This window comes from Natronomonas salina (assembly GCF_013391105.1).
GTDB classification, from domain to species: Archaea; Halobacteriota; Halobacteria; order Halobacteriales; family Haloarculaceae; genus Natronomonas; species Natronomonas salina.
The window spans coordinates 2,623,698-2,648,132 of the sequence record NZ_CP058335.1; the positions used below are offsets into that span (position 1 = coordinate 2,623,698).

The 24,435-nt window shown below is 71.4% G+C and carries 24 protein-coding genes; 13 read left to right on the forward strand and 11 right to left on the reverse strand.

Going from position 1 to position 24,435, the window contains the following annotated elements; all coding sequences use genetic code 11:
• Positions 1-77: 77 nt before the first annotated feature.
• The 4 genes from HWV07_RS13610 to HWV07_RS13625 are packed head-to-tail and all read left to right on the forward strand — an operon-like array spanning position 78 to position 6,281.
• The gene (locus HWV07_RS13610; RefSeq protein WP_178334828.1) at positions 78-2,771 is read left to right on the forward strand and encodes a transglutaminase TgpA family protein; all 2,694 of its coding nucleotides are present in this window, start codon (positions 78-80) and stop codon (positions 2,769-2,771) included.
• Positions 2,768-3,424 carry a DUF7269 family protein gene (locus HWV07_RS13615; RefSeq protein WP_178334829.1) on the forward strand — a complete coding sequence of 219 codons (657 nt, stop codon included), beginning with the start codon at positions 2,768-2,770 and terminating at the stop codon, positions 3,422-3,424. Before HWV07_RS13610 ends, HWV07_RS13615 begins: the two co-directional genes overlap by 4 nt.
• Complete coding sequence (locus HWV07_RS13620; protein WP_178334830.1) at positions 3,424-4,734, forward strand: DUF58 domain-containing protein; 1,311 nt, start codon at positions 3,424-3,426, stop codon at positions 4,732-4,734. Before HWV07_RS13615 ends, HWV07_RS13620 begins: the two co-directional genes overlap by 1 nt.
• Entirely contained in the window at positions 4,731-6,281 is a 1,551-nt protein-coding gene (locus HWV07_RS13625) for a DUF7519 family protein (protein ID WP_178334831.1), read from the forward strand. The genes HWV07_RS13620 and HWV07_RS13625 overlap by 4 nt, the downstream gene beginning before the upstream one ends.
• Positions 6,282-6,395: 114 nt before the next feature.
• On the opposite strand, the gene HWV07_RS13630 is transcribed toward HWV07_RS13625, so the two are convergent.
• From HWV07_RS13630 to HWV07_RS13640, 3 genes are all read right to left on the reverse strand, one after another.
• Positions 6,396-7,358, reverse strand: coding sequence for an AAA family ATPase (locus HWV07_RS13630; RefSeq protein WP_178334832.1), 963 nt, complete (start codon positions 7,356-7,358; stop codon positions 6,396-6,398).
• Positions 7,359-7,429: 71 nt separating this feature from the next.
• Positions 7,430-8,581: a branched-chain amino acid ABC transporter permease gene (locus HWV07_RS13635; protein WP_178334833.1), complete on the reverse strand. Its 1,152-nt coding sequence runs from the start codon at positions 8,579-8,581 to the stop codon at positions 7,430-7,432.
• Positions 8,582-8,588: 7 nt separating this feature from the next.
• Positions 8,589-9,935: an ABC transporter substrate-binding protein gene (locus HWV07_RS13640; protein ID WP_178334834.1), complete on the reverse strand. Its 1,347-nt coding sequence runs from the start codon at positions 9,933-9,935 to the stop codon at positions 8,589-8,591.
• Between the two features lie 162 nt (positions 9,936-10,097).
• Here HWV07_RS13640 and HWV07_RS13645 point away from each other — a divergent pair, with 162 nt between their 5' ends.
• From HWV07_RS13645 to HWV07_RS13655, 3 genes are read left to right on the forward strand one after another with little or no spacing between them, the layout of a single operon-like run.
• Positions 10,098-10,979: a branched-chain amino acid ABC transporter permease gene (locus HWV07_RS13645; RefSeq protein ID WP_211694138.1), complete on the forward strand. Its 882-nt coding sequence runs from the start codon at positions 10,098-10,100 to the stop codon at positions 10,977-10,979.
• On the forward strand, positions 10,976-11,800 hold the full coding sequence (locus tag HWV07_RS13650) for an ABC transporter ATP-binding protein (protein ID WP_178334836.1): 825 nt from the start codon (positions 10,976-10,978) through the stop codon (positions 11,798-11,800). Before HWV07_RS13645 ends, HWV07_RS13650 begins: the two co-directional genes overlap by 4 nt.
• The gene (locus HWV07_RS13655) at positions 11,797-12,513 is read left to right on the forward strand and encodes an ABC transporter ATP-binding protein (protein WP_178334837.1); all 717 of its coding nucleotides are present in this window, start codon (positions 11,797-11,799) and stop codon (positions 12,511-12,513) included. Before HWV07_RS13650 ends, HWV07_RS13655 begins: the two co-directional genes overlap by 4 nt.
• Positions 12,514-12,616: 103 nt before the next feature.
• Here HWV07_RS13655 and HWV07_RS13660 read toward each other — a convergent pair whose 3' ends face one another.
• The 4 genes from HWV07_RS13660 to trpC are packed head-to-tail and all read right to left on the reverse strand — an operon-like array spanning position 12,617 to position 16,335.
• The gene (locus tag HWV07_RS13660) at positions 12,617-13,411 is read right to left on the reverse strand and encodes a 2-amino-3,7-dideoxy-D-threo-hept-6-ulosonate synthase (protein ID WP_178334838.1); all 795 of its coding nucleotides are present in this window, start codon (positions 13,409-13,411) and stop codon (positions 12,617-12,619) included.
• A 26-nt stretch (positions 13,412-13,437) separates the two neighbouring features.
• Positions 13,438-14,331, reverse strand: coding sequence for a tryptophan synthase subunit alpha (trpA, locus tag HWV07_RS13665; protein ID WP_178334839.1), 894 nt, complete (start codon positions 14,329-14,331; stop codon positions 13,438-13,440).
• Entirely contained in the window at positions 14,328-15,578 is a 1,251-nt protein-coding gene (trpB, locus tag HWV07_RS13670) for a tryptophan synthase subunit beta (protein WP_178334840.1), read from the reverse strand. The genes trpA and trpB overlap by 4 nt, the downstream gene beginning before the upstream one ends.
• Entirely contained in the window at positions 15,565-16,335 is a 771-nt protein-coding gene (trpC, locus tag HWV07_RS13675) for an indole-3-glycerol phosphate synthase (protein WP_178334841.1), read from the reverse strand. Before trpC ends, trpB begins: the two co-directional genes overlap by 14 nt.
• Positions 16,336-16,577: 242 nt before the next feature.
• Between trpC and HWV07_RS13680 the strand changes: the two genes are divergently transcribed.
• Both HWV07_RS13680 and HWV07_RS13685 read left to right on the forward strand, forming a co-directional pair.
• Positions 16,578-17,699 (forward strand): hypothetical protein, encoded by a 1,122-nt coding sequence (locus tag HWV07_RS13680; protein WP_178334842.1) that lies wholly within the window; start codon positions 16,578-16,580, stop codon positions 17,697-17,699.
• Complete coding sequence (locus tag HWV07_RS13685) at positions 17,696-19,456, forward strand: GMC family oxidoreductase N-terminal domain-containing protein (RefSeq protein WP_178334843.1); 1,761 nt, start codon at positions 17,696-17,698, stop codon at positions 19,454-19,456. Before HWV07_RS13680 ends, HWV07_RS13685 begins: the two co-directional genes overlap by 4 nt.
• A gap of 43 nt (positions 19,457-19,499) precedes the next feature.
• Here HWV07_RS13685 and HWV07_RS13690 read toward each other — a convergent pair whose 3' ends face one another.
• Positions 19,500-19,958, reverse strand: coding sequence for a response regulator (locus HWV07_RS13690; protein WP_178334844.1), 459 nt, complete (start codon positions 19,956-19,958; stop codon positions 19,500-19,502).
• 293 nt (positions 19,959-20,251) lie between these two features.
• On the opposite strand from HWV07_RS13690, the gene HWV07_RS13695 reads away from it, so the two are divergent.
• The 4 genes from HWV07_RS13695 (at position 20,252) to HWV07_RS13710 (ending at position 21,766) form a co-directional block, all read left to right on the forward strand.
• Positions 20,252-20,539, forward strand: coding sequence for a HalOD1 output domain-containing protein (locus tag HWV07_RS13695; protein WP_178334845.1), 288 nt, complete (start codon positions 20,252-20,254; stop codon positions 20,537-20,539).
• A 70-nt stretch (positions 20,540-20,609) separates the two neighbouring features.
• Positions 20,610-20,921 (forward strand): CGCGG family putative rSAM-modified RiPP protein, encoded by a 312-nt coding sequence (locus tag HWV07_RS13700; RefSeq protein WP_178334846.1) that lies wholly within the window; start codon positions 20,610-20,612, stop codon positions 20,919-20,921.
• Between the two features lie 38 nt (positions 20,922-20,959).
• Positions 20,960-21,427, forward strand: coding sequence for an MGMT family protein (locus HWV07_RS13705; protein WP_178334847.1), 468 nt, complete (start codon positions 20,960-20,962; stop codon positions 21,425-21,427).
• Positions 21,428-21,559: 132 nt separating this feature from the next.
• Positions 21,560-21,766 (forward strand): hypothetical protein, encoded by a 207-nt coding sequence (locus tag HWV07_RS13710; protein WP_178334848.1) that lies wholly within the window; start codon positions 21,560-21,562, stop codon positions 21,764-21,766.
• Positions 21,767-21,787: 21 nt separating this feature from the next.
• Here HWV07_RS13710 and HWV07_RS13715 read toward each other — a convergent pair whose 3' ends face one another.
• The 3 genes from HWV07_RS13715 to HWV07_RS13725 form a co-directional block, all read right to left on the reverse strand.
• On the reverse strand, positions 21,788-21,970 hold the full coding sequence (locus tag HWV07_RS13715) for a hypothetical protein (protein ID WP_178334849.1): 183 nt from the start codon (positions 21,968-21,970) through the stop codon (positions 21,788-21,790).
• A gap of 247 nt (positions 21,971-22,217) precedes the next feature.
• The gene (gene scpC, locus HWV07_RS13720; RefSeq protein ID WP_178334850.1) at positions 22,218-23,681 is read right to left on the reverse strand and encodes a succinyl-CoA:acetate CoA-transferase ScpC; all 1,464 of its coding nucleotides are present in this window, start codon (positions 23,679-23,681) and stop codon (positions 22,218-22,220) included.
• Entirely contained in the window at positions 23,678-24,331 is a 654-nt protein-coding gene (locus tag HWV07_RS13725; protein ID WP_178334851.1) for a MaoC family dehydratase, read from the reverse strand. Before HWV07_RS13725 ends, scpC begins: the two co-directional genes overlap by 4 nt.
• Positions 24,332-24,435 lie beyond the last annotated feature (104 nt).

Sequence of the window (24,435 nt, forward strand, 5' to 3'; positions counted from 1 at the left end):
CGACTGAGGCGGGCCGCACACTGATGTGTCCCGGCGGGGTGGAACTCCTAGAACATGCGGACCGGGAGTCACGACCGATGATGCGGGCGATCCTCGCAGCCTGCTGTCTCGTCGGGCTGGTCCTGGGCGGAGCGTTCGCGCCGGCGGTCGGCGTCCAGACGCCGTTCCCGGACCTGGGGGGTGCCGCCGGCCCCGAGGCCGGCGGACAGGCCCCCGGTAGCGACCTGCTCGGCGGCGGAACCGGCGTCGGGAGCTTCGGCGGCGTCTCCGGCGGCGGCTACCCCGACTCCGCGACGGTCGGCGGCGACCTCGAGATGTCCGACCACGAGGAACTGGTCGTCGAGAGCCCTCGCGCCTCGCGGTGGCGACTCGGCGCCTACGGCACCTACACCGGCGAGGGCTGGGACCGCGACGAGGCCAGCGTCCCGGTCGACGAGGCGCCGCTCGCGACCGCGACGGGCGAGCGTCCGCGGCCGCGCTACGAGATCACCGTCACGCCGCGACGCGAGGTCGACGCGCTGGCGACCGTCTGGCGGCCGGCCGGCGCCGACGCCGGCGACAGGCAGGTCTCCGTCGACGGCGAGGGCGCGCTGGTCGTCGACGACCCGATCCCGGCCGGCGAGTCCTACACCACGGTCACCTACGGGCCGCCGTCGCGGGAGGCCGCGGCGGCCGCCGGCTGGGGATACCCCGCGTCGGTCGAGCGGTACACCGACCTCCCCGCCGACACGCCCGACCGGCTGACCCGGAAGACCGACGCCATCACCGCCGACGCCGAGACGCCGTACCAGACGGCGCGGGCCATCGAGCGCTGGCTCGAGGCGAACAAGGCGTACTCGCTGGACGCGAGCCACGACCGCGACGCCGACGTCGCCACCGAGTTCGTCTTCGAGATGGACGAGGGCTACTGCCAGTACTTCGCGACCTCGATGGCCGCGATGCTGCGCACCCAGGACGTCCCGGCGCGGTACGTCACCGGCTACGGCCCCGGCGAGCGGGTGGGCGACGGCGAGTACCTCGTCCGCGGGTCGGACGCCCACGCCTGGGTCGAGGTGTACTTGGAGGGCGTCGGCTGGGTGCCGTTCGACCCGACGCCCCCGGGCGGCCGGGAGGCCGCCGGCCGCGACGAGGTCACCTCCGAGGACCTCGAGGAGCAGCTCGAGAACGGCGGGTTCGGGGGAGACGTCGAGGTCCCGGCGTCGACCCCCGAGGACGGCGACTCCTCGCAGGAACCCGACGAGTCGTCGCAGGACGACGCGGCGGACGCGTCGGTGAACGTCACGCTCACCCCCGACCCGGTGCCCGGCCGGACGGTGACGGCGACCGTGACCCGCCGGGGCGAACCGGTGGCGGGCGCCGCCGTGCTGTTCAACGGCGACCCCATCGGGAAGACCGACGCGGCGGGCAACGTGACCGGCCAGGTGCCGTACGAGCGCTCCCTGGAGATCGAGGTGCGTCGCGACGACGGCTCGCCGCGGCTCGCGGCCGTCTCGCCGACCGGCGGCTACGCCTCGGTCCCGCCGCCGCGCCTGCGTGCGAAACAGGATACGGTCACGTTCGAGGTCCCCACCGAGATCGACGTCGAGGTGCGCGGCGACCCCCGACCCGAGGCGACGGTCGACGTCGTCGCCACCATCGACGGGGAGCCGGTCCGCGACGCCGAGGTCGTCATCGACGGCGACCCGGTCGCACGGACCGACGGTGAAGGAGCCACGACGGTCCGGCTCCCGGACGCCGACACCGCGGAACTCGTCGTCGAGCGGGGCGAGGCCCACGGCAACCGGACGCTGGACCTCACCGGCGGGGCGACGGCCGACGACGGGCCGCTGACCATCTCCGTCTCCCCGTCGCTGCCGCTGGCGCTCCCGACCGGGTCGGCGACGGTCGCCGTCGAACGCGACGGCGAACCGGTCCCGAACGCCACCGTCGCGATGGGCGGCGAGGCGGTCGGCGAGACCGCCCCGGACGGGACGCTCGACGTCGATCTACCGTTCGCCAATAGCGCGACGGTCGCCGCCAGCGCAGGGGACGCGACCGGCGAGACGACCGTCGAGGACCTCTACCGGAACCTGGCGCTGGCCGGCGGGACGGGGCTGCTCGTCCTCCTCGCCGGCTTCGCCGCCGCGTACCGCCGCGGTCTCACGCCGCGGGTGCTCGCCGAACTGGCGCGACGCGGGGCCGTCCGGACGGTCCGGGCCGTCGTCGCCGCCCTCGTCGGCCTCGCCGGCGCCGCCGCCGCCGGTCTCGCGACGCTCGTCGGGTGGGGCCATCGGGCGGTCGAGCTCCTCGGACGGGGAGCCGAAGGCGCGAGAGAACTCCTCGAGTCGGTCCGTGCTGGTGCGGTCTCCGCAGTCGAGCGCGCGGCAGCCCTCCTCCGCGAAGTGCCGCGGCGACTCCACCCCCACGCGATACTCGATTCCCTCCGCGACCTCCGCCGGACGGCGACGGCGTCGGTCGCTGCCGCGCGTGCCGAGACACTGGGCGCGACCTCCGACCCGGTCGACGACGACGTCCCGACCGTCCGGGAGGCCTGGGCCGAACTCCGGACCCACGTCACGGTGGCCTCCTGGCACACCTCGACGCCCGGCGAGATCGCCCGCTGGGCGGTCGCCCGGGACGGCCTCCCGAGCGACGCCGTCGACACGCTGCGGGACGCATTCCGCGAGGTCGAGTACGGCGCCCGCTCCCCGGACGACCTCGCGCCGGCGGCCCGGGAGGCCCTCGACGAGATCCGCGCGACCCGGTCCGACGAGGGGGGTGAGCAGTCGTGACGCGCGTCGGCCGCGCCGCGGTCGCGCTCGTCGGCCTCGCGACCGTCGGGTTCGCCACCGCGCTCGTACTCGCGCCGGACCGTGTCGACGCCGCACTCCCCGTCGCTGCGCTCGCGGCGGCGACCCCGCTCTCGGAGGGCGGCCTCCGCGCCGCCGCGTTCGGCCTCGTCGGCGTCGCCTGCCTCCTGTGGGTGGCGTGGACCGCCGCCCCGGACCGGGTGCAACCGCTCCCGGAGGGGCCGTTTTCGGAGCCCGATTCGGACTTCCGGGCGCTCCGCGAGGACCCCCCGGAGCACGCGAGGGCCGCGGCTCGCGTCGGCGACCGCTTCGACCACCGGCTCGCCCGGACGGCCGACGGCGCGACGCTGGGCCTCGAGGACGCCGACGAGGTGCGCGACGACATCCGCGCGCTCGCCGTCGACGTCGTCGCCCGCGAGTCGAACTGCCCGGCGGACGTCGCCCGGGAACGGGTCGACGCCGGCGAGTGGACCGACGACCCCGTCGCCGCCGCCTACGTCGCCGATCGGGAGGCGAGCCTGCCGTTCTACCGCCGCCTGCTCGCCTGGCTCCGGCCGTGGCGGACGACCGTCCGGCGCGTCGAGGCCGCCGTAGATGCCGTCGAGGGCCGCCGCTCCGGCGGTGGTGAGCGCTGATGGAGTACCGCGACGACGACCGGTTCGACGCGGCGGTGTTCGCGGCGGTCGCCCTGGTCGTCTGCGGCGCCGTCCTCGGCGAGCCGACGCTGTTCGTCGCCGCGGCGGTGCCGGTCGTCTACATCGCCGTCGGCGCGCTCACCCGGCCGCCGTCGGCCGACGCGCTGGCGGTCGAGCGGTCGTTCGACCCGGAGACGCCGGCGCCGGGCCAGCGGACCGAGGTCACCCTGACGGTCCGCAACGAGGGCGAGCGCACCCTCCCCGACGTCCGCGTCGTCGACCGGCTGCCGTCGCACGTCCCCGTCGTCGAGGGGTCGCCGCGCGGCTGCCTGTCGGTGCGCCCCGGCGAACGCGACTCGATCAGCTACACCGTCGTCGCCAGCCAGGGCGACTACGAGTTCGAGCCGCCGCTGGTCCGGCTCCGGCCGCTGCCGGGGGTCGGCGAGGCCACGGGTCGCCCCGCCGTCGAGGGCGAGACCGCGCTGCGCTGCAGTCGAGGCATCGGCGAGGTGCCGCAGGTGCAGGGCGCCCTCCGGAAGGTCGGAACCCAGCCGACCGACCGTGCGGGCCCCGGCCTGGAGTTCCACTCCGTCCGCGAGTACCGCCAGGGCGACGACGTCAGCCGCGTCGACTGGCGCCGCCTCGCGAAGACCGGCGACCTCTCGACGGTCAACTACCGGGAGACCCACGCCTCGAAGACGGTCGTCGTCGCCGACGGCCGCGCGCCGGGGCGGGTCGCCCGCGACGATGGCCACCCGACGGGCGCGGAGCTGTCGGCCTACGCCGCCGACCGGGCCGTCGACGGCCTCCTCTCGGCCGGCAATCGGGTGGGACTCGTCGCCCTCGGCGTCCCCGCGACCGCCGTCGACGCCGCGCTCCCGAGCGACCGGGCCGACCGACCCTGGGTCCCCGTCGGCGACGACGCGGCGACCCGGACCCGCGTCGACGCGGTGCTGGACGCCGTCGTCGCCGCGAGCCAGGCCAGCGGCGGCGCTTCTCGGGAGACGGCCGCCGACGGCGGCAACTCGGGGGACGTGACCCTCCGCGAGCGCCTCCCCGCGAACGCCGACGTCGTCCTCGCGACGCCCGTCCTCGACGACGCGCCGGTCGACCTCGTCGACGAACTGTCGGCGGCCGGCCATCACGTCGTCGCGCTCTGCCCGGACGTCACCGGCCCGGCGACCCCGGGCTCGCGGGTCGCCGGGCTCGAACGCGACCTCCGGGTCGAGCGGCTCCGCGAGGCCGGCGCGACCGTCGTCGACTGGGACACCGAGCGCCCATTGGCGCTCGCCCTGGAGGGGTCGACGTGAGCGTCGACGACCGGCGGCTGCCGGAGACCAACTGGCGGCCGACGCGGACCGCCACCGCGGCGAGCGCCCTGCTCGCGGTGGGCGGAACGCTCTTGCTCGCCTCGCTCGCCGACGCGGCCCTGCCGGCGGTGCTTGGGCTCGTCGCCGGCGGCTGTCTGGCCGGCGCCGTCTGGACCACCGCGGTCGCCGAACGCCGCGTCGCGACGCTGGCGACCGGCGCCCTCGCGACCGTCGGCGGGCTCGGCCTGCTCGCGGCCGCCGTCGCGGCGGCCCTCGGGCAGCTCGGGTGGTCGCCGTCGCCGCCGCTCCCGCCGCTGTCGTTCGCCCCCTTCGCGTTCGCCCTCGCGGGCGCCGTCACCGGGTTCGGCGCGCTCGGGGCGGTCTGGGGCGTCGCGCCCGGCGACGACGCCGGCACCGCCGCCGGCCGGCTGTTCGTCGCCGCGCTCCTCCCGATGGCCGTCCTGGTGCTCGACCGCTGGGACCCGCCGACGGAGACGGTCCGCGAGTGGGCCGTCGTCGTCGCGGACCTCGTCCTCTCCCGCACCCCCGCGGCCGTCGAGGCCGGGATGTCGGTACCGCGGACCGGCGGCTTCCTCCTACTGGGCGCAATCGCCGCAATCGCGGTCAGGACCTCGCTCGGGAGCCTCCCGCTGGCCGAACTCGCCGACGAGACCAGCCGGGACGACGTCGCGAGCGCGGTCGGCCGCTCGCGCTCGGTGCTCGCGTCGCTGGCCGGGGTCTGCGCCGCCCTCAGCGTCGTCCCGGTCGCGCTCGGGCCGGAGGCCTACGAGGGCCTGCCGCCGGGGATACACGGCGCGCTGCTCGCAGTCACCACGTCGACGGGACTCAGGTGGCTCCTCGTCGTCGTCACCCTCGGCGGCGTCTGTGCGGCCGCGGTCCCGCGGCTCGTCCGGGCCGCCGCCTCGGAGCGGTTCCGCCCGGACCGAGTCCCGGTCGCCTCCCTGGGCGCGGGGGCGGTCCTGGTCACCGTCGTCTTCGCGGCGCACGGCCGACTGGCGTCGGTCGCGCTCGACCGGGCGGGCGAGGGCGCCGGCCGGGCCCTCCTGGGGCCGCTCCTCGAGTCGGTCGGGTCCTTCGCGCTCGTCCTCGGCGTCGTCACGTTCGGGTTGCTGCTCGCGACGCTGGTGTTGCTCGGCGTCCGGACGCTGGGCGGGCTCAGACTGCTCGACGAGACGGCCGGCGTCCAGCTCGCCAGCGCTGGCGTGCTCTGCGCCGCCGTCGCCGCGGCCGTCGCGGACCTCCACGTCGCGCTCGTCGTGGGAGGCGTCGCCGCGAGCCTGCTGGCGTGGGACCTCGGGGAGTTCGCGGCGACGCTCGGCGGGGAGATCGGGCGGGCCGGGACCACCCGACGCGGCGAGTTCGTCCACGCGGCGAGCGGCGGACTCCTGGCCGCCGTCGCGGGGCTGGTGGCCCTCGGCGTCGATAGGGCCGTCGCGGGGGTCCCCGCGGTGCCGACGCCCCTCGCGGTCGTGGTCGTGGCGTCGGCCGTCGTCGGGACGGTCCTGCTGTTCGTGGTCAGTCGCTGACGACGCTCGGTCGCCGTCGCCGACCGACGGCAGCTCCGCTCCGCGGTGCAGCGTCGTGAGAAGGGCTCGTTTTCGGCTGGAACGACCGCTGGACAGCCGCCGTACGCGTCGGCGTCAGTTCCCGGCGGTCGCGACCGCCGGCACCTCGACGCGGTCGAGGACGGCCGCGACAACCGCTTCGCGGGAGACGTCCCGGACGGTCGCCTCCGAGGTGAGCACGAGCCGGTGGGTGAACGCCTGGCGGACGACCGCCTTCACGTCGTCGGGGACGACGTAGTCGCGGCCCGCGACGACGGCGCGGGCCCGGGACGCCTCGAACAGCCGCTGGACGCCGCGCGGCGAGACGCCGACGTCGACGCGGTCGTCCTCGCGGGTGGCGTGGCCGAGCTCGACGACGTAGTCGCGGATCTGGTCGTCGACGCGGACGGTCTCCGGGACCGCCTGGAGGGCGGGCACGTCGTCGCCCTCGACGACGGTCCGGGGCTCCGGCGTCCGCGCGGTCCGGTCGGCCCGGCGGTCGAGGATGGTCCGTGCGCCCTCGAAGTCCGGGTAGCCGAGTTCGGTCTTCAGGATGAAGCGGTCGCGCTGGGCCTCCGGCAGCGCGAAGGTCCCCTCCTGCTCGACGGGGTTCTGCGTCGCGATGACGAAGAACGGCTCCGGCAGGTCGTAGGTCGTCCCGTCGGCGGAGACCTGCCCCTCCGACATCGCCTCGAGCAGCGCGGCCTGGGTCTTCGGCGGCGCCCGGTTGATCTCGTCGGCCAGCACCACGTTCGCGAACACCGGCCCCTCGGCGAACTCGAACTCGCCGGCCTCCTCGCGGTAGACGTGCGAGCCGGTGATGTCGCCGGGCAGCAGGTCCGGCGTGAACTGGATGCGGTTGAAGGACAGCCCCAGCGCGGTCGCGAAGCTCTGTGCGGTCAGCGTCTTCCCCGTCCCGGGGACGTCCTCCAGGAGGACGTGGCCCCGCGAGAGGACGCCGGTGAGCACGGTCTCGAGGACGCGCCGGTCGGCGACGACCGACTCCTCGACCGCGTCGACGACGTCGGCGCAGACCGCCGACGCCTCTGATACGTTCATACGGACGGCACCCGCCGCGTCCTCTTCAATATGGTCGCGGGCTCACGATGAGAAACGGCGCAGAGAGTCCTTTACGCCGCAGACCGAACGGATGGAACGGATGGGGATCTCAGGGAGCGTCCTCGTCGTCCTCGAGGAGTCGCTCCCGAGCCCGATCGATGCCGCCCGCGACGCCGTTGTCGAAGAACAGCACCACGATCAGGATGAGGACCCCGAAGGAGAACTCCCAGTACTCCTCCAGCAGGGGGGAACCGGCTGATTCCCCAGCGGAGGTACTCGTAGCTGAACGCGCCGGCGACCGGACCGATGAACGACAGCGGTCCGCCGATGACGGTCATGATGACCGGCGCCGCCGAGGCCGTCCAGTAGGCGTGGGTCTGGGGGTTGACGTTCCCCTGGAGGACGACGAGCATCGCCCCCGCCAGCCCCGAGAACAGCCCCGAGAGGATGAACGTCATCCAGCGGTGGTAGGAGACGTCGACGCCGACGGCGCGGGCGCGCTCGGGGTTCTCCCGGATCGCCTTACAGACCATCCCGAACGGGGACTGGACGATCCGCCAGAGCGCGTAGATGCTGGCGACGAACACGAACACCGTCAGGAGGTAGTACGCCACCGGGTTCGTGAGGTCCACGAGCGGGAACTCGAAGCCCAGAAGCGACACCTCGCCGGGGATGAACGTCAGCCCGTCGGACTGGTTCGTGAAGTTCCCGTCGCCGATTCCCAGCGCTCCCATGATCTGCCCGGGGACGTCCTGGTTCGCGAGCGAGTAGATCGCCATGCTGAACGACAGCGTGATGAGCGCGAAGTAGATCTCCTCGAGTCGGACGGCGAGGTAGCCGATGAACACGGCGAAGACGCCGGCGACGACGACCCCGATCACGAGGGCGAGCGCCCACGTTCCGAGCGGCGCGACGCCGCCGAGGAAGTCGAGGTTCGGTCCGATCACGGTGAACACCTTCGCGGCCCCGTAGCCGGCGACGGCGATGAACATGGCGTGACCGAACGACAGCAACCCGGTGTACCCGTACAGCAGGTTGAACGCGGTCGCGAAGATGGCGAAGATCAGTGTCTCGTTGAGCAGCGATAGGTGGTACCCAGAGAGGTGCCCCGCGAAGAGCAACCGGAACACCAGCGGCATCAGCAACAGGACCAGCGTCGCCACTGCCAGCAGCGTCTTCGGGTCCTCGTCGGTCAACAGCCGTCTGCGGATGCTCAGGCTCATCGACGGTTCAGACGCCCGGGGGCAGGTCGGTGCCGGAGAGCAGGTCCTCGGCCGTGCTCCGGTCGATCGAGTACGTCTCCGTGTTGGTCAGCCCGACGCCGTCGTACGGGACGTCCGCGTCCATCGACGTCTCGCCGATGACTGTCTCCGTGGTCGCCTGGTGGCTGTCCTCGTCGAGCGTGAAGGTCCCGTGCGGGCCGGTGTGCTCCATGCCCTCCATCTCGGAGACGACGTCGTCGGGGTCGGTGCTGCCCGCCGCCTCCATCGCCTCCTTGTAGATGTACACGGCGGAGTACGAACTGCCGCCGGTGAAGGACGGGTACGGGATGACGTCGGAGCCCTCGTACTCGTCGGCGTAGGCCTCGAGGAACGCCGTGTTCTCCTCGTTGTCGAACGCCGAGGGCCAGTACCACCCGGAGTAGTGCAGCCCCTCGGGCATGTTGTCGCCGAGGGCCGCGAACCCGTTGGGGTCGGCGCCGATGGTGTCGAAGACGTCGTCGACCTGGTCGAACAGCCCCTGCTCGTTGGCCTGCTGGACGAAGGTGACGACGTCGGCGCCCCAGAAGCTCGTGAACAGGAGGTCGGGGTCGGCGTTCATCACCTGGTTGATCTGCGGCGTCATGTCGCTGGCGCCCAGCTCCGGGAACGCCGACCCGACGTACTCGTGACCGGCGCCGAGTCCGTCGGAGTACGCCTGGAAGTAATCCCAGCACTGCTGGCCGTAGGCGTAGTCCGGCCCCAGGTTGGCGATGCGGGCGGAGCCGTAGTTGTCGTCGATCCACTTCGCGATGGCGTAGGTGTTGGTGGACGTGTTCGGGTTCGTCCGGAAGAGGTTCGGCACGACCGCGGCCGTCCCCTCGTCGGCGTAGTAGTCGCCGTAGGTGTCGACGTCCGGCTCCGTGAGGAACGGCGTCCCGATGTCGGTGAGCGTGAACGGCACGCCCAGTTGCTCGATGACCGGCCCGGAGTTCAGCGCCTCGCCTGAGGAGGTCAGCCCCATCATGACGTCGGCGTTCTCCTCCTGGACCAGGCTCCGGATCTGCGACTGCGGGTCGTCGCCGTGGTCGCGGAAGAAGCTCTCCACGTCGCGGTCGAGGATGCCGCCGTCGTCGTTGATCTCGTTGATAGCGACCTCCGCGGCCGCACGGGAGGACGCCCCCAGCTGCTCTGCCAGTCCCGACAGCAGGTAGACGCCGCCGATCGTGATCGGCCCCTCGTCGTCGTTGCCGCCGATGCACCCGGCGAACGCCGCGGTCGCACCCGCGCCGGCGGCGGTCAGGAAGCGCCGCCTGCGGACCCTCGGTGTTCGTCCACTCGTTCCCGTTCCCGAACCATCCGTGTCCTTGTCTAACATGGACTCCCGAGACCTTGGGCCCTCTTTGATATAATTATGCGGGTTGATATACAAACAACCCAAAATAATGACATCTAGGATTGACGGCGAATATCCGCGACAGGGGCAGAAATCTGCCTCCTGGGCGAAAGGTTTAATCTATTTCTGACAATGTGGTTTGTTATGTCGACACACTCTCTGGTCTTCGAGCAGATCATCACCGGGATCAGCATCGGGAGCCGGCTGTTCCTGGTCGCGGTCGGCCTCAGCCTGATCTTCGGGGTGCTCGACGTCCTCAACTTCACCCACGGCGTCCTCTACATGCTCGGCGCCTACGTGGCCATCGTGGCCGTCGAGAGCACCGTCGGGAGCTTCCTGCTCGGGATCGTCGCCGCGATCTTCGTCGTCGCCATCGTCGGCGGCGTCCTCGAGGCCGTCTTCATCCGGCGGCTCTACGGCCGCGAGGAGGAGGTCCTCGACCAGCTGCTGTTGACCTTCGCGTTCGTGCTGATCATCACGGACGCCGTCCGGGCCATCTTCGGCTCGCAGGCCCGGCTGATCAGCGCGCCGGACGCCCTGACCGGGTCCATCCCGCTGGGAGCGGGCCTCTCCATCCCGACCTACCGCGCGTTCGTCATCCTGATGGCGCTGCTCGTGCTGGGCGCCATCCTCGCGGTGCTCCGGTACACGAACGTCGGGCGCATCGTCCGGGCGACCTCCAGCGACCGCGAGATGGCCCGGCTGCTCGGCATCAACGTCCCGAAGCTGTACACGGGCGTGTTCGTGGTCGGGGCGGCGCTGGCGGGTCTCGGCGGGGCGCTCGCGGCGCCGCTGCAGTCCGTCTCGCCCTCTCTCGGCAACTCGGTGATCGTCGAGGCGTTCGTCGTCGTCGTCATCGGCGGCCTCGGCTCCTTCTTCGGCGCGTTCGTCGGCGCGATGATCATCGGGTTGCTGATCGCGCTCGGCAGCGGCGTGGCGGGCGCCGGCGACCTGTTCCCGTTCCTGGCGATGATCGTCGTACTCGTCTGGCGGCCGACCGGCCTGTTCGGGGGTGCCGAGGCATGACGGACGTCCTGGAGACGGAGGGCCTCACCAAGAAGTTCGGTCGACTCGTCGCCGTCGACGACGTGAGCGTCACGATCGACTCCGACGACATCACGAGCATCATCGGCCCGAACGGCGCCGGCAAGACCAGCTTCTACAACCTGTTGGCCGGCCAGTACGAGCCGACGGAGGGGACGGTCCGGATCCGCCCGCGGGACGGCGACGAACTCGTGGACGTGACCGGGAAACCGCCCCACGAGATCAACCGGCTGGGGCTCTCCCGGGCGTTCCAGATCAACAACGTCTTCGAGGGACTCTCGGTCGTAGACAACGTGCGGATCGCCCGCATCAGCCGGGAGGGACGGACGCTCGACATCCGCTCGCTGGCCAGGGACGACACGGAACTGACCGAACGGGCCCACGAGATCCTCGAGTTGACGAACCTCGAGGAGGTCGCCCACGAGCAGTGCGAGAACCTCTCGCACGGCGACGTCCGGAAGGTCGAGATCGCCGTCGCGCTGGGGACCGACCCGTCGGTCGTCCTCCTCGACGAGCCCACCGCGGGGATGAACCCGACCGAGACCGAGCGGATGGTCGAACTCGTCCGGAGCCTCGACGAGACGACCGACACCACCTTCGTCCTGACCGAACACGACATGGACGTCGTCCTCGGCATCTCGGACCGCATCCTCGTCCTCGACAACGGCGAACTCATCGCCCAGGGGACGCCCGACGAGGTGATGGCCGACGAGCGCGTCCGGAAGGCGTACCTGGGAATCGACGACTCGGACGGCGCCGCGGCGAACGACGGGGCGGAGACCGGCCGGGGTGAGGAGGCGTGAGCGTCCTCGAACTCTCGGACGTGAACGCCTACTACGGCAACAGCCACGTCCTGTTCGACCTCGCGATGTCGATTCAGGAGAACGAGGTCGTGACGCTCCTGGGGCGGAACGGCGCCGGGAAGACGACGACGCTCCGGACGATCACCGGGACGGTGCCGCGACGGGAGGGCAGCATCGAGTACCGGGGGGAGGACATCAGCGGGGCGTCCGTCGAGTCGATCAGCAGACGCGGCGTCAAGCTCGTCCCCGAGGAGCGCCGGGTCTTTCCGACGCTGACGGTCATGGAGAACATCCAGCTCGCCCACGACCTCGCCGCCGACCCCCGGGCGGTCGAGGAGATGTTCGACATCTTCCCGGTGCTGGACGACCTGCGGAAGAACCGGGGACAGAACCTCTCCGGCGGCGAACAGCAGATGCTCTCGGTGGCGAGGGCGCTGGTCCAGAACCCCGACCTGCTGTTGCTCGACGAGCCGACCGAGGGGCTCGCGCCGGTCATCGTCGAGGACCTCCGGGAGGTGCTGGGGGACGTCGTCGAGCGGGACGTCACCGTCCTGATGACGGAGCAGAACGTCGAGTTCGCCCTCGACCTCGGCGAGCGGGCCTACATCATCGACAAGGGGTCGAACGTCTGGGAGGGGTCGGTCGACGACCTCCAGGAGCGCGACGACCTGCTGGACGAGTACCTCTCCGTCGGCGCCCAGGAAGCCGACTGACGGGTTCTCCGTCCCAGAAGGGATTTCGGTCAGTCACGCCGCTCACGCGTCCAGAAGCGGCGGATCGATTCTACCTCGCGAGCGCAGAAAACGCGACGGGAACCTACGCTTCGACGGCGAGGCCGGCGCGCTCCAGGGCGTCCGCCGCGCCGACGTCGTCGTGGACGACCAGCGAGACCGCCCGGGCCATCTTCTCGGGGTCGTCGTGCTGGAAGATTGTCCGGCCCATCGAGACGCCGGCACCGCCGGCGTCCATCGCCCCGCGGACGTCCTCCAGGGCCGCGAGGTCGCCGGCCGGCGAGCCGCCGGCGATGAGCACCGGCAGGCTCGTCGACTCGCAGACGTGCTCGAAACTCTCCGCGTCGCCGCTGTAGCCGGTCTTGATGAGGTCGGCGCCGAGCTCCTCGCCCAGCCGGACGGCGTGGCCGAGCGCCTGGGGGTCGTCGCCCTCGACGTCGGGGCCGCGGGCGTACGTCATCGCCAGGACGGGCATCCCGTACTCGGCGGCCTCGTCGGCGACGGCGGCGAGTTCCTCGATCTGCTCGCGCTCGTACTTCGAGCCGACGTTGATGTGGAAGGAGACGGCGTCGGCGCCGGCCCGGATGGCCGATTTCACGGTGCCGGTGGTCCGCTTGTCGTTGGAGTCCGGCCCGATGACCGTCGAGCCGTTGAGGTGGGTGATGTAGCCGGCGCCGTTGAGGTTGCCGTGGACGCGGTCGGCGACGCCCTTCTGGGTCAGCACGGCGTCGGCGCCCCCGCGGGTGACGGCGTCGATGGTCGACTCGATGTCCTTCAGGCCCGTCACCGGCCCGAGGGTGATCCCGTGATCCATCGGGACGACGACGTAGCGGTCGTCCGTCCCGACGCGTTTCAGTCGTGCGGCGATCCCTGTGCTCATGTTACGTGATGGTGTGGCAGGTGCGGTCATGTTCCTTCCGGTCGCGGCCGACGTTGCGCGCCGGCGAGGGCCCCCTCCTTCAGCTCCCGGGCGAGCGATTCGAGCCGGTCGGCGGTCTCCTCGACCGGTCGGCCCTCCTCGTGACCATCGGCGACGACGTCGACCAGCGCGGAGCCGACGATGACGCCGTCGGCGCCCGCCGCGACGACGTCGGCGGCCTGCTCGCCGGAGGAGATGCCGAAGCCGACCGCCTTCGGCACGTCGTAGGCCTCCAGGCGGGCGAGGCTCTCGGTGGTCTGGTCGGAGACGTCCGAGCGCGCGCCCGTGACGCCCAGCCGCGCCTGGACGTAGACGTAGCCGGTGACCTGGCTCATGATGCGGTCTAGGCGCTCGCCCGTCGTCGTCGGCGCGACGATGAATACGAGGTCGAGGCCGTGCTCGTCGCAGGCCTCGCGTAGCAGGTCGGCCTCCTCGGCGGGGAGGTCCGGGACGACGAATCCCTCGATGCCGACCTCGGCGGCGCGCTCGACGAAGGGTCGCACCGGCGGGTCGCCGTCCTCGCCGAACTGGTAGATGAGGTTGTAGTAGGTCATGCAGACCAGCGGCACGTCGACGTCGAGCGCCTCGACGAACTCGAAGAACCGCTCGGGGGTCATGCCGCCCTCCAGCGACCGGACGACGGCCTGCTGGATGGTCGGGCCCTCGGCGATGGGCTCGGAGAACGGGAGGCCGAGCTCGATGACGTCGGCGCCGCCGCGGGCCAGCGCCTCGACGTACTCGAGGGACGACTCGAAGTCCGGGTCACCCGCGGCGAGGTAGGGGACGAACGCCGGCTCGTCGAAGGCGTCCTCGAGGCTCGCGGGTCGCTCCGCCCCGCTTGCGTTCTCCGAGGACTCCCGCTGGTCGTCCTCGCCGCTCATCCGTCGAACACCTCCATCGTCGGTGCGTTGTCGAGTTGCCGCTGGTCGGTCTCCTCGATGACCGACTCGAGGTCCTTGTCGCCGCGGCCGGAGACGTTCACGACCACCGTCCCGGGCAGCTCGACGCCGCCGTCGGCGTCAGGCCCGGCGACCTTCTCCAGGAAGCCGAAGGCGTGGGCGGTCTCCAGGGCGGGGATGATGCCCTCGTCCTGGGAGAGGCGGTGGAACGCCTCCAGGGCCGCGTCGTCGTCGACGTTGACGGGCGTGACGCGCCCCTCGTCGACGAGGTAGGCGAGTTCGGGGCCGACGCCGGAGTAGTCCAGCCCCGAGGAGACGCTGTGGGACTCCATGATCTGGCCGTGGCTGTCCTGCAGGAGCTTCGTCCGCGCGCCGTGCAGGACGCCCTCGTCGCCGGTGGACAGCGACGCCGAGTGCGGCGCGATGCCCTCCTCCTCGTCGACCTCGAGGGAGGAGCCGCCGGCCTCGACGGCGTAGAGGTCCACCTCCTCGTCGTCTAAGAAATTCGCGAACGCACCCATCGTGTTCGAGCCGCCGCCGGCGCAGGCGAGGACGGCGCCCGGCAGGTCGCCGAACTTCTCCTCGCACTGCCGGCGGGCCTCCTCGGAGATGACCGACTGGAAGTCCCGGACCATCGCGGGGAACGGGGCCGGGCCGACGACGCTGCCGATGACGTAGTGGGTCGTCTCGACGGTCGTCGCCCAGTCGCGCATCGTCTCGCTGATGGCCTCCTTCAGCGTGCCGCGGCCGATGTCGACGGGGTTGACCTCGGCGCCGTTGATGCGCATCCGGAAGACGTTGGGGCGCTGGCGGTTGATGTCGCGGCGGCCCATGTAGACCTCGCAGGGCACGTCGAGGTGGGCGGCGGCCATCGCGGTCGCGGTGCCGTGCTGGCCGGCGCCGGTCTCGGCGATGATGCGCTCCTTGCCCATGTACCGCGCGAGCAGCACCTGCCCGAGCGCGTTGTTGAGCTTGTGGGCGCCGCCGTGGACGAGGTCCTCGCGCTTCAGGTAGACCTCGCGGTCGTAGCGCTCCGAGAGCTGGTCGGCCCGCTGCAGCGGCGTCGGGCGCCCGCCGAAGTCCCGGAGCCGCTCGCGGAACTCGTCCATGAACCCGTCCTCGTTCTCGAGTACGTACCGCTCGTAGGCGTCCGTCAGCTCCTCGATGGCGGGCATCAGCGCCTCGGGCACGTACTGGCCGCCGTAGTCGCCGAATTTACTCTGTGACATTGGTGAGTCGCTCCGTGTTCTCGCGGACCGGTCCGTCCATGATCGCCGACCCGACGAGCAGGCCGTCGGCGCCGTCGGCGCGCATCCGCGAGACGTCCTCCCGGGTGGCTATGCCGCTTTCCGCTATCAGGGTGACGCTCTCGCGGTCGTCTGCCGGAACCGTCGCCGCGACGTCCTCGAACGTCCCGAGGTCGACCTCCAGTTGCGTCAGATCGCGGTTGTTGACGCCGATTATCTCGGCGCCGGCGTCGAGGGCCGCCTCGACCTCTGCGGGGGTGTGGGCCTCGACGAGCACCTGGAAGCCGCGGTCGCGGGCCGCCGCGAGCAGCCCCTCCAGGTCGTCGACGAACCGGACGATGAGCAGGACCACGTCCGCCTCGACGACGTCCAGTTGCGATTCGTCCAGCACGAAGTCCTTCCGGAGGACCGGCACGTCGACGGCCTCGCGGACCCGCCGCAGCGTCTCGGGGGACCCGCCGAAGTGCTCCGGCTCCGTGAGCACCGACAGCGCCGCGGCGCCGCCCTCGACCATCGCCTCGGCCAGTTCCACCGGGTCCTCGCGCCGCTCGCCGTCGGTCGTCGGGCTCGTGGGCTTCACCTCGGCGATGAGCGGCGCGCGGCCGTCGGCCTCCGCCTCGGCCAGCGCGGCGGGCAGCGACCGCGGCTCGACGGAGAGCCGTTCGTCGCCCCCGCCCCGTTCCTCGGCCGCCGCCAGGATGGAGCGGACGGCCGGCGCCAGCTCGTTACTGGTGTCCATTACTGTACACTAACGAACTCTTCTGGACATAAGGGTTGCGTCTCGGTCGCCCCGTTGCGGCGAGGGATCGTCGCGGACTCTCGTCGGTCGACGGCGAGAACTCCCAGAACATTCACCCAGTGGTCTGTTCACCGGACTGCCGCCAGCGTGGCTCCTGGTCGAAACCCTCGCTCCTGGCTAATAAATAGCCGGAGACAGCCACTGCAAGACCTATTGGGCGACACTGCTACAGGCTGACAATCATGGACGGGTTTGGAATCGACAGACGAACGCTCCTCCGGGGGGTCGCGGGCGCCGGCGCCCTCGCCGCGTTCCCGTCGGCCGAGGCGGCCGCACGGCTGGCCGCGGAGTCGGACCCGACCACCCGCGCGACCTACCGGGCCATCGTGGACGCCGTCATCCCGGAGACGCCCGAGGTGGCCGAGGAACTCGGCGAGGAGCACGGCCCCGGCGGGCTCGAGGTGGGCCTCGACGCCTACCTGATCAAGTTCGTCAACACGATGTTCTCGATGTGGGACGCCCCGGAACTGGAAGCGTCGATAGCCTCCGACCTGTCGGTCGAGGCGCCCGACGGGGCTCCCACCGACGCCGAGGTGACGCTCTCGCCGAGCTTCGGCGCCGAGCAGCGCCGCGAGCTGAACCTCCGGCTCGCCGAGCTCGTCGCGAAGGTCTGCGACGTCGCGGCGGTCGAACTCCTCGCACGCGCGAACAACGAGTCGGTGCCGGACCCGACGCGGTTCGAGGGCGGCGGCCCCTTCGCGTCCCTCGAGCGGCGGGACCGCCTCCGGGCGCTCGCGATGCTGGACGAGAAGGAGGTCGACACCGCCGACCTGCCGGGGCCGGTCCTGGAGGGGACGGCGGGGCTCGTCCCGCAGCTGGTCGTCGCGTTCACCCAGGTCGTCTACTACAGCGAGTGGGAGGGCTACGAGGACATCTCGGCGCCGCCGAGCGAGCGCGAGTTCGACGGCGAGGACCTCCAGAGCTGGGCGCAGACCGACTTTCCCGGCGTCCTCGACGGCGCCGTCGCCTTCCGGGGCTACTGGGGTGGGCCGCAGTCGTCGCTCGGCGACGGCCCCGTCTGGAAGACCATCCCCGGCCGCCGCGGACCGCCGCGGAAGCTCTACCGCAGGCCGGGCGAGTTCACCGAGGACGACTACGACACCGACGGCTACGAGGAGCCGTTCGAGACGGGCGGCGAGCCGGCCGGCGGCTTCCTCGGCCAGGAGTCGACCGCGGAGATCAGACGACCCGAGGCGGCGCTCGAGGAGGCCCGCGAGAGAAGCGACGAGGGGTTGCTCGAACGGGCCGCCGAGGAGTTCTTCGGCGCCGGCGGCGCCGGCACCACCCTCGGGGGTGACCGATGAGGACCCACGAGTACGACGTCGTCGTGGTGGGCGCCGGCGGCGACGGCCCGGTCGCCGCGTGGAAGCTCGGCCAGGCCGGCCTCGACGTCCTGGTCCTGGAGGCCGGCCCCTTCTACGGCAACGAGCAGTGGCCGAAGCCCAACGAGAAGCCCGGCGGCGAGACCACCGACAGCGTCGAGGACCTCTCCGGCGAGCTGCTCGACGAGCAGTTCACGACCCGGGAGCTGGAGATGGTCCTGAAGCTGCTGTGGGGGCCGGCCGAGCACGACCGCGGCCTCTGGTTCCGGAAGTTCCCCGGCTCCGGGGCGACCCTGCAGGCCGCCGGCGTCGGCGGGACGACGCTCGTCTACACCGGCAACCACCCCCGCGCCTATCCGGCCGCCATCGACGAGCAACCGCACTGGCCCGACTCGTTCGCCTACGAGGACCTCGTGCCGTACTACCGGGAGCTGGAGGACCTGCTGGAGGTCCAGCCGGCGCCCGTCTCCGCGAAGGAGGAGCTGTTCTTCCGGGGCGCCGAGGACGTCGACCCGGACCTGCTCGGCGGCGAGTCGGCGACGCTTATCGACGGGCTGAACGTCGACGAGGTGGGCTACCGCCCCCAGCCGAACGCGATCCGGGGGCCGGACCCCGACATCCACGTCGACGAGGACTACGACGGGAACTTCCGACATCCGGCGGACCCCGACGCCGTCGACCCCGTCGAGGGCCACACGATGGTGACCACCGAGATCGCCGGCAATCCCCACCCGCGGGGCGCCCCCTACGAGGAGAAGGCCAAGCGCACTTCCGCCGTCGGCGTCGTCCCGGCGGCCCTGGAGACGGGCAACGTCACCGTCCGGCCGAACGCCTTCGTCACCGACGTCCTGGTCGACCGGTCGCTCGGCGGCGACCCGGAGGCGACGGGCGTCGAGTTCCGCGACACCTGGTCCGGCGACACCGAGCGCGTCTCGGCCGACGCGGTCGTCCTCGCGGCCGGCGCCATCGAGACGCCGCGGCTCTGGCTGAACTCGGGGCTCCCCGCCAACGAGTGGGTCGGCAAGGGGATGACCATCCACTTCGGGGACAACGTGATGGGGTTCTGGGAGGACGAGGCCCTCGAGGAGCGCGTCGGCAAGCCGGCCGTCGACCCCCACGAGGGCCAGACCATCGCGGCGCGGTTCGACTACCCCGGCGTGGGGATGCTCCAGACGACGGGCTCGTACCCGGGCATCGCCGCCATCCTGGGGTTCGGCGCCTCTGCCTCCGGGTTCACCTTCAGCAACGACGTCTCCGACGCGCCGTGGGACACCCAGGGTCGGCTCGCCGGGACCGAGCTCAAGCGGTTCCTCTCGCGATACCGCCAGGCGCTGCCGATCCTCGTGGTCACGGACGACCGGCCGCACCAGCGCAACGGCGTCTCCGTCGCGCCCGGGGTCACCGACGAGCACGGCCCGATCCCGCAGGTCAACTACGTCCCGAGCGAGGGCGACGTCCGGCGACGCGACCGCCTCGCCGAGATCGCCACCGACGTCCTCCGGAAGGCCGGCGCCGACCACGTCCACCGCTCGGACTCCCCGCCGACGGCGCTGCACATCCACTCGACGATGGCAATGGGGAAGGTCGTCGACACCGCCTGCGAGGCCTACGAGGTCGACCGGCTGTTCGTCGCCGACCACTCGGCGCTGGCCAACGGCATCGGCGGACCCAACCCGACGAACACCGGGCAGGCGCTGGCGGCGCGCACCGGCGAGAAGATCGCCGAGCGGTACTTCTGAGCGATCGGGAGAACGGGTCTCCGAGGCGTCTCGGGCCCAGCAGTCAGTCGCTGGCCGGCTTTCGCTGCACGATCGCGAGCCAGAAGTCCTCGACCGACCGGACGAACTCGATGAAGTCGTCGGGCTCGACGGGCTTCTGGAGGTAGTGGTCGGCGTCCAGGCCGTGGGAGCGGACGATCTCCTCGCCGATCCCGGAACTCGTGAGGACGACGACCGGGACGTCCGCGAGCGCCGGCTCGCCGCGGAGCTCCGAGAGGACGTCCATCCCGCTCTTGCCGGGCAACCGCGGCTCCAGCAGTACCAGGTCGGGCCGCGACTCCTCGGAGTAGGCGCCCCGCTGGTGGAGGAAGTCCAGCGCCGTCTCGCCGTCCGGGACCGTGTGGAGAGCGTTCGCCAACTTCCCGTCGCGGAAGGACTCCGTGAAGAGCCGGGTGTCGCCCGGGTTCGGTTCGATGAGCAACAGCTCGACGCGCTCGTCCGTCCGGTCGTCGTCGCCCGTCATTGCGTCCTCTATCGACCGGGGGGATATAACGTAGCAGGCTGTCCGTCGCCGCTGCTGGCTGCTTGCCTGGATTTGGCAGCTGGATAGGTAGCGAGGCGTTCCCCGGTCAGTGACTGATCGTCCAGACGGGAGCGCGAGCGCCGCCGATCGCTCCGGGAGTTTATTCACGGGCGAAATCGCACGACGGGAACTGCCTCACAGCCGCGACTGGGGGCTAATTACAAACAAAACAGACTGTAATCGTCTCCAGGTGGCTAGAAATCATATGGTAGAGATATGAATATATGTCTATCATGGCTCAGATCGTTCCGACCGTCTACGCGCCGGAAGACGACGAGGACCTCAGTTCTGCGCTCATCTCTGCGCTCTCCGAGGCGAAGGGTCGCGACGTCTCCCAGGACGAGTGCGTCCTCTACGACAACATCGACCCCGACGCCCTCGACACGCTGTTCCGGTCGGACCGGGACTCCGATACGGTCAAGATCGAGTTCGCCACCCACGACGCCATCGTGGTCGTCTGGCGGGACAGCCGCATCTCCATCGAGGTCCAGGACCTCGAGAGCGACCCGAACTACCAGTGAGCGGCCGGGCCGCACCGTCCCGAACGTGTTCGGGACGTCCTTCTTCCCCGTCGGGCGCCTCTCCTCGCGTATGAGCACGAGTCACGGCCACGACGAGCCCGACCCGGTGACCGACCGAATCCACGACAACTCCTGGTCGGCGAACCTCGAGAAGCCGGAGCACGCCGCCGACCGCGAGTTCCTCCTCGAGCAGGCCGTCGACGCCGTCGAGCACACCGCCGCGGGCCACCACGTCAACCTCGTCACCCACGGCGACCACGGCCACCCGGAGACGTACCTCTTCGACGAACTCGAGGCGGCGTTCGACGAGGGCGTCGACTACGAGTATGTCGAGCAGTGCGGCTGCGGCGGCCACGTCACCCGGGTGCAGGTCCGGGACTAGCCTCAAGCTTCAAGCCGGTCACCCTCGACAGGGGTTCCATGAGCACCGACGCGGCGGCCGGCATCTACGCGCGCGAATCGGGGTACCTCGAGCGGTACGTACAGGTCGGGACGGCCGGCGGACGCGTCATCTCCGTCTCCTTCCCCGAGTCGCCGGACGACGACGCCGGCGGGGAGCTGCCGCTGCTCGACCGCGTCCAGGCGTACCTGGAGGGCGAGGAGGACGACTTCGCCGACGTCGACGTCGCGATGACGATGCCGACCGACCAGCGGCGGGTCCTCGAGGCGGTCCGGGAGGTCCCCTACGGCGAACAGGTGTCGGTGAAGAAGCTCGCGGGCATGACGCCGAAGCTGGACGTCGACGACGACGAGGCCCATCAGCTCGTCCGGACGGCCCTCGCGGACAACCCCGCGCCGCTGGTCGTCCCCGACCACCGGGTCCGCGACGGGCCGAGCGCGGCGCCCCCGGAGGTCGAACAGCGCCTCCGGTCGCTCGAGGGCCTCTAGAACGGGGCGAGAAACGTATCCTCCGACGGCGTTCTCGGAGTCGACGCCTCGCCTCTCTGTCCCACCGCACTCCTGCCTCGCGAGGGCACCCGGCAGTACTCCTTTCTTGTTGTAGGTCGAACGACAGAACGCATGCCCGACATTGGTAACCCCGCCGGATTCGACATCGCGACGGTCCTCACCGGATCTGGCGTCACCCTCCTCATCTCCGCGGGTATCACCCGCTACGGCGAACAGTTCGAGTACACGGCGGCAGAACTCTACGGGATCGGCGGCGTGGCGCTCGTCGGAATCGGGCTCGTCTTCGGGTTCATCCTCGTCCTCGCGGGCCTCCGCTGACCGTCCTGTCCGGTCAGACAGTCACGATTCGAGCCCGGACCGGCGCCGGTTCGAGGTGCTGGCCTCGGGACGGCTCTCTGACGGGAAGTCGAACTCCGTCGAACCGCAGTTGGGGCAGCCGTCGACTCGTTTCGGCTCCGGAGTGCGCTCGCCGGTCGACAGGACGACGAAGCCGCACTCCTGGCACTCCACGTACTCGTTCACGGGAACGACTTCTCGCCAGATCCGCTTAACTGTTGGAGATGGTACACCTCCGGCCGGAGCGGCAAAGGCCCTCCTAACCGCCCGCGTACCCTATCCGATAGCGGGGTCGACCACCGGTAGATCGCGACTAAACTACGCCGGTCGGCTGAAACGGTGGCCCGTCGTCCCGCGTTCTGCGGAGGCGGCTAAGTAGGGGCCGATATCTCGCCCGCCAGAGCGCGAAGAGATACCACGGCGCACGATAGCGTTACTCTCGCTGGCGGTCTCGAGGCCACTCCAGGGCCGTCTCGAGGTCGTGGGGGACGTGCCCGCCGTACTCGTCGGCCCGCTCGCGGTAGGCGGCGAGTGCCGACCGGTACTCGGGGTGGGCGACTTCGACGATCCGCTCGGCGCGCTCCCGGGGGGCGAGCCCCCGGAGGTCGGCGACGCCGTGCTCGGTGACCACCGCGTCGACGTCGTGTTCGGTGTGGTCGACGTGCGGGACCATCGGGACGATTCGCGAGAGGTCGCCGCCGCCGGCCGTCGACGGGAGCGCGACGACGGTGACGAGGCCGGCGCGGTTGAAGTCGCCGCTGCCGCCGAGGCCGTTCAGGGCGTGGGTCCCGTCGACGTGCGTGGAGTTGACGTGTCCGTAGAGGTCCACCTCGAGGGCGCTGTTGACGGCGACGACGCCGAACCGCTCGACGAGCTCGGCGGCGTTGGTCACGTCGACCGGCCGGAGGACGACGCTGTCGGCGTAGCGCTCGACGTCTTCGAAGAGGCGGTCCTGGCCGTCGCGGGTCAGCGCCAGCGTCGTCGCCGACGTCGACGCGAGGGTCCCGTCGTCGACGAGGTCGAGCAGGCCGTCCTGGAACACCTCGCCGAAGTACACGAGGTCGCGGTCGCCGAGGTCGGCGTCGCCGAGGGCGCCCATCAGCGCGTTGCCGATGGCGCCGACGCCGAACTGCAGGCGGACGGACTCGGCCATCGTCGGGTTACGCTCGACCTCCCCGGCCAGCCAGTCGCCGAAGTTCGCGGCGATGGCGCGGTCGACGTCGGTGGGTTCCCGGAAGTCGTACGTGGAGTCGCGGCGGTCCGTCTCCACGACCGCGACGAGCTTCCCGGCGTCGAACCCGATCCGCGCGTCGCCGATGCGGCCGCCGGGTTCGGTCAGCGGGATGGGGTCGCGGTCCGGCGGCGCGCCGGGCCGGTAGACGTCGTGCAGTCGCTGGAGCGCGAGCGGCTGCTGGCGGTTCACCTCGACGATCAGCTCGTCGGCCGCCGCGACGAACGCCGGCGACTGCCCGATCGAGGGCGAGGGGATCAGCCAGTCCTCGCCGACCGCGACGGCCTCGACGAGCGCGACGTCGACGTCCGCGAGCCCGCCGTACTGCACCTCGTCGCCGAGCCGGGAGACGTGGCGGTCGTGGAACGCGACGCGGCCGTCGTTGGCGGCCTCCCGGACCGCCGGCGTCCCGAGGTAGGGGAACCGCCTGGCCATGTCGCCCGACTCGACGAGTGCAGTGTCGATCTCCTCGCCGACGCTGCCACCAGTGAGGACCGTCAGCTCCCGTTCGCCGTCCGCTGCCGCTATTGTCTCCGGCACCGCCTTCGGGTAGCCGACGCTCCCGAAGCCGCTGGTCGCCACGACGGCGCCCGTCGGGACGCGCTCGGCCGCCGCCTCGGCCGTCTCGAACGGCAGGTCGCCGTGGAACCGCTCGTCGACGGTCACGCTCCGTCCTCCCTGGGTCGCCGGCCGACGACCCGGCCCTCGACGTCCCCCGGCTGCGTGCCGACGCCGTCGGGCCAGCCGGTGGGGCGCGCCGCCGTGGGCTCGGCGGCCTCGCGCTTCAGCACCATCGGCGTCCGCTCCAGCGAGAGGACGAGCTCGTCGTCTTGGTTGTAGGCCCGCAGTTCGGTCGTCACGAGGCCGACGTGGTCACGGGACTCCGACTCGCGCTTCTCGAGGACCTCGCTCTCGGCGAAGATCGTGTCGCCGTGGAAGACCGGCGCGTGGTGGCGGACCCGGTCGTACCCCAGGTTGGCGGTGGCGTTCGCCGAGACGTCGACGACGCTCATCCCCACCGCGAGCGCGATGACGAACAGGCCGTCGACGAGGCGCTCGCCGAACTCGGTCTCGGCGGCGTAGGCCTCGTTGAAGTGCATCGGGTTGACGTTCATCGTCAGGTTCGTCAGCCAGACGTTGTCCGTCTCGGTGACCGTCCGGCCGTAGGGGTGCTTGTAGACGTCGCCGACGCGGAAGTCCTCGTAGTAGCGGCCCTGCCAGCCCGCGACGAGGCGGCGCTCCTCGGCGGCGGAGGCGTCCGGGTCGACGAGCCGGGCGCCGTCTCGGTCTCCGTCCGTGTCGTCCGGTTCGCTCATGGCTCGCATCGAGGGGCGGCGCGAGCAAAAAGCTCCGTGTGGCCCTCGCGGACCGCCGCGTCACCCTCGAGTCAGAAGGTTGATACCCGGCGCTGCCGGACTGT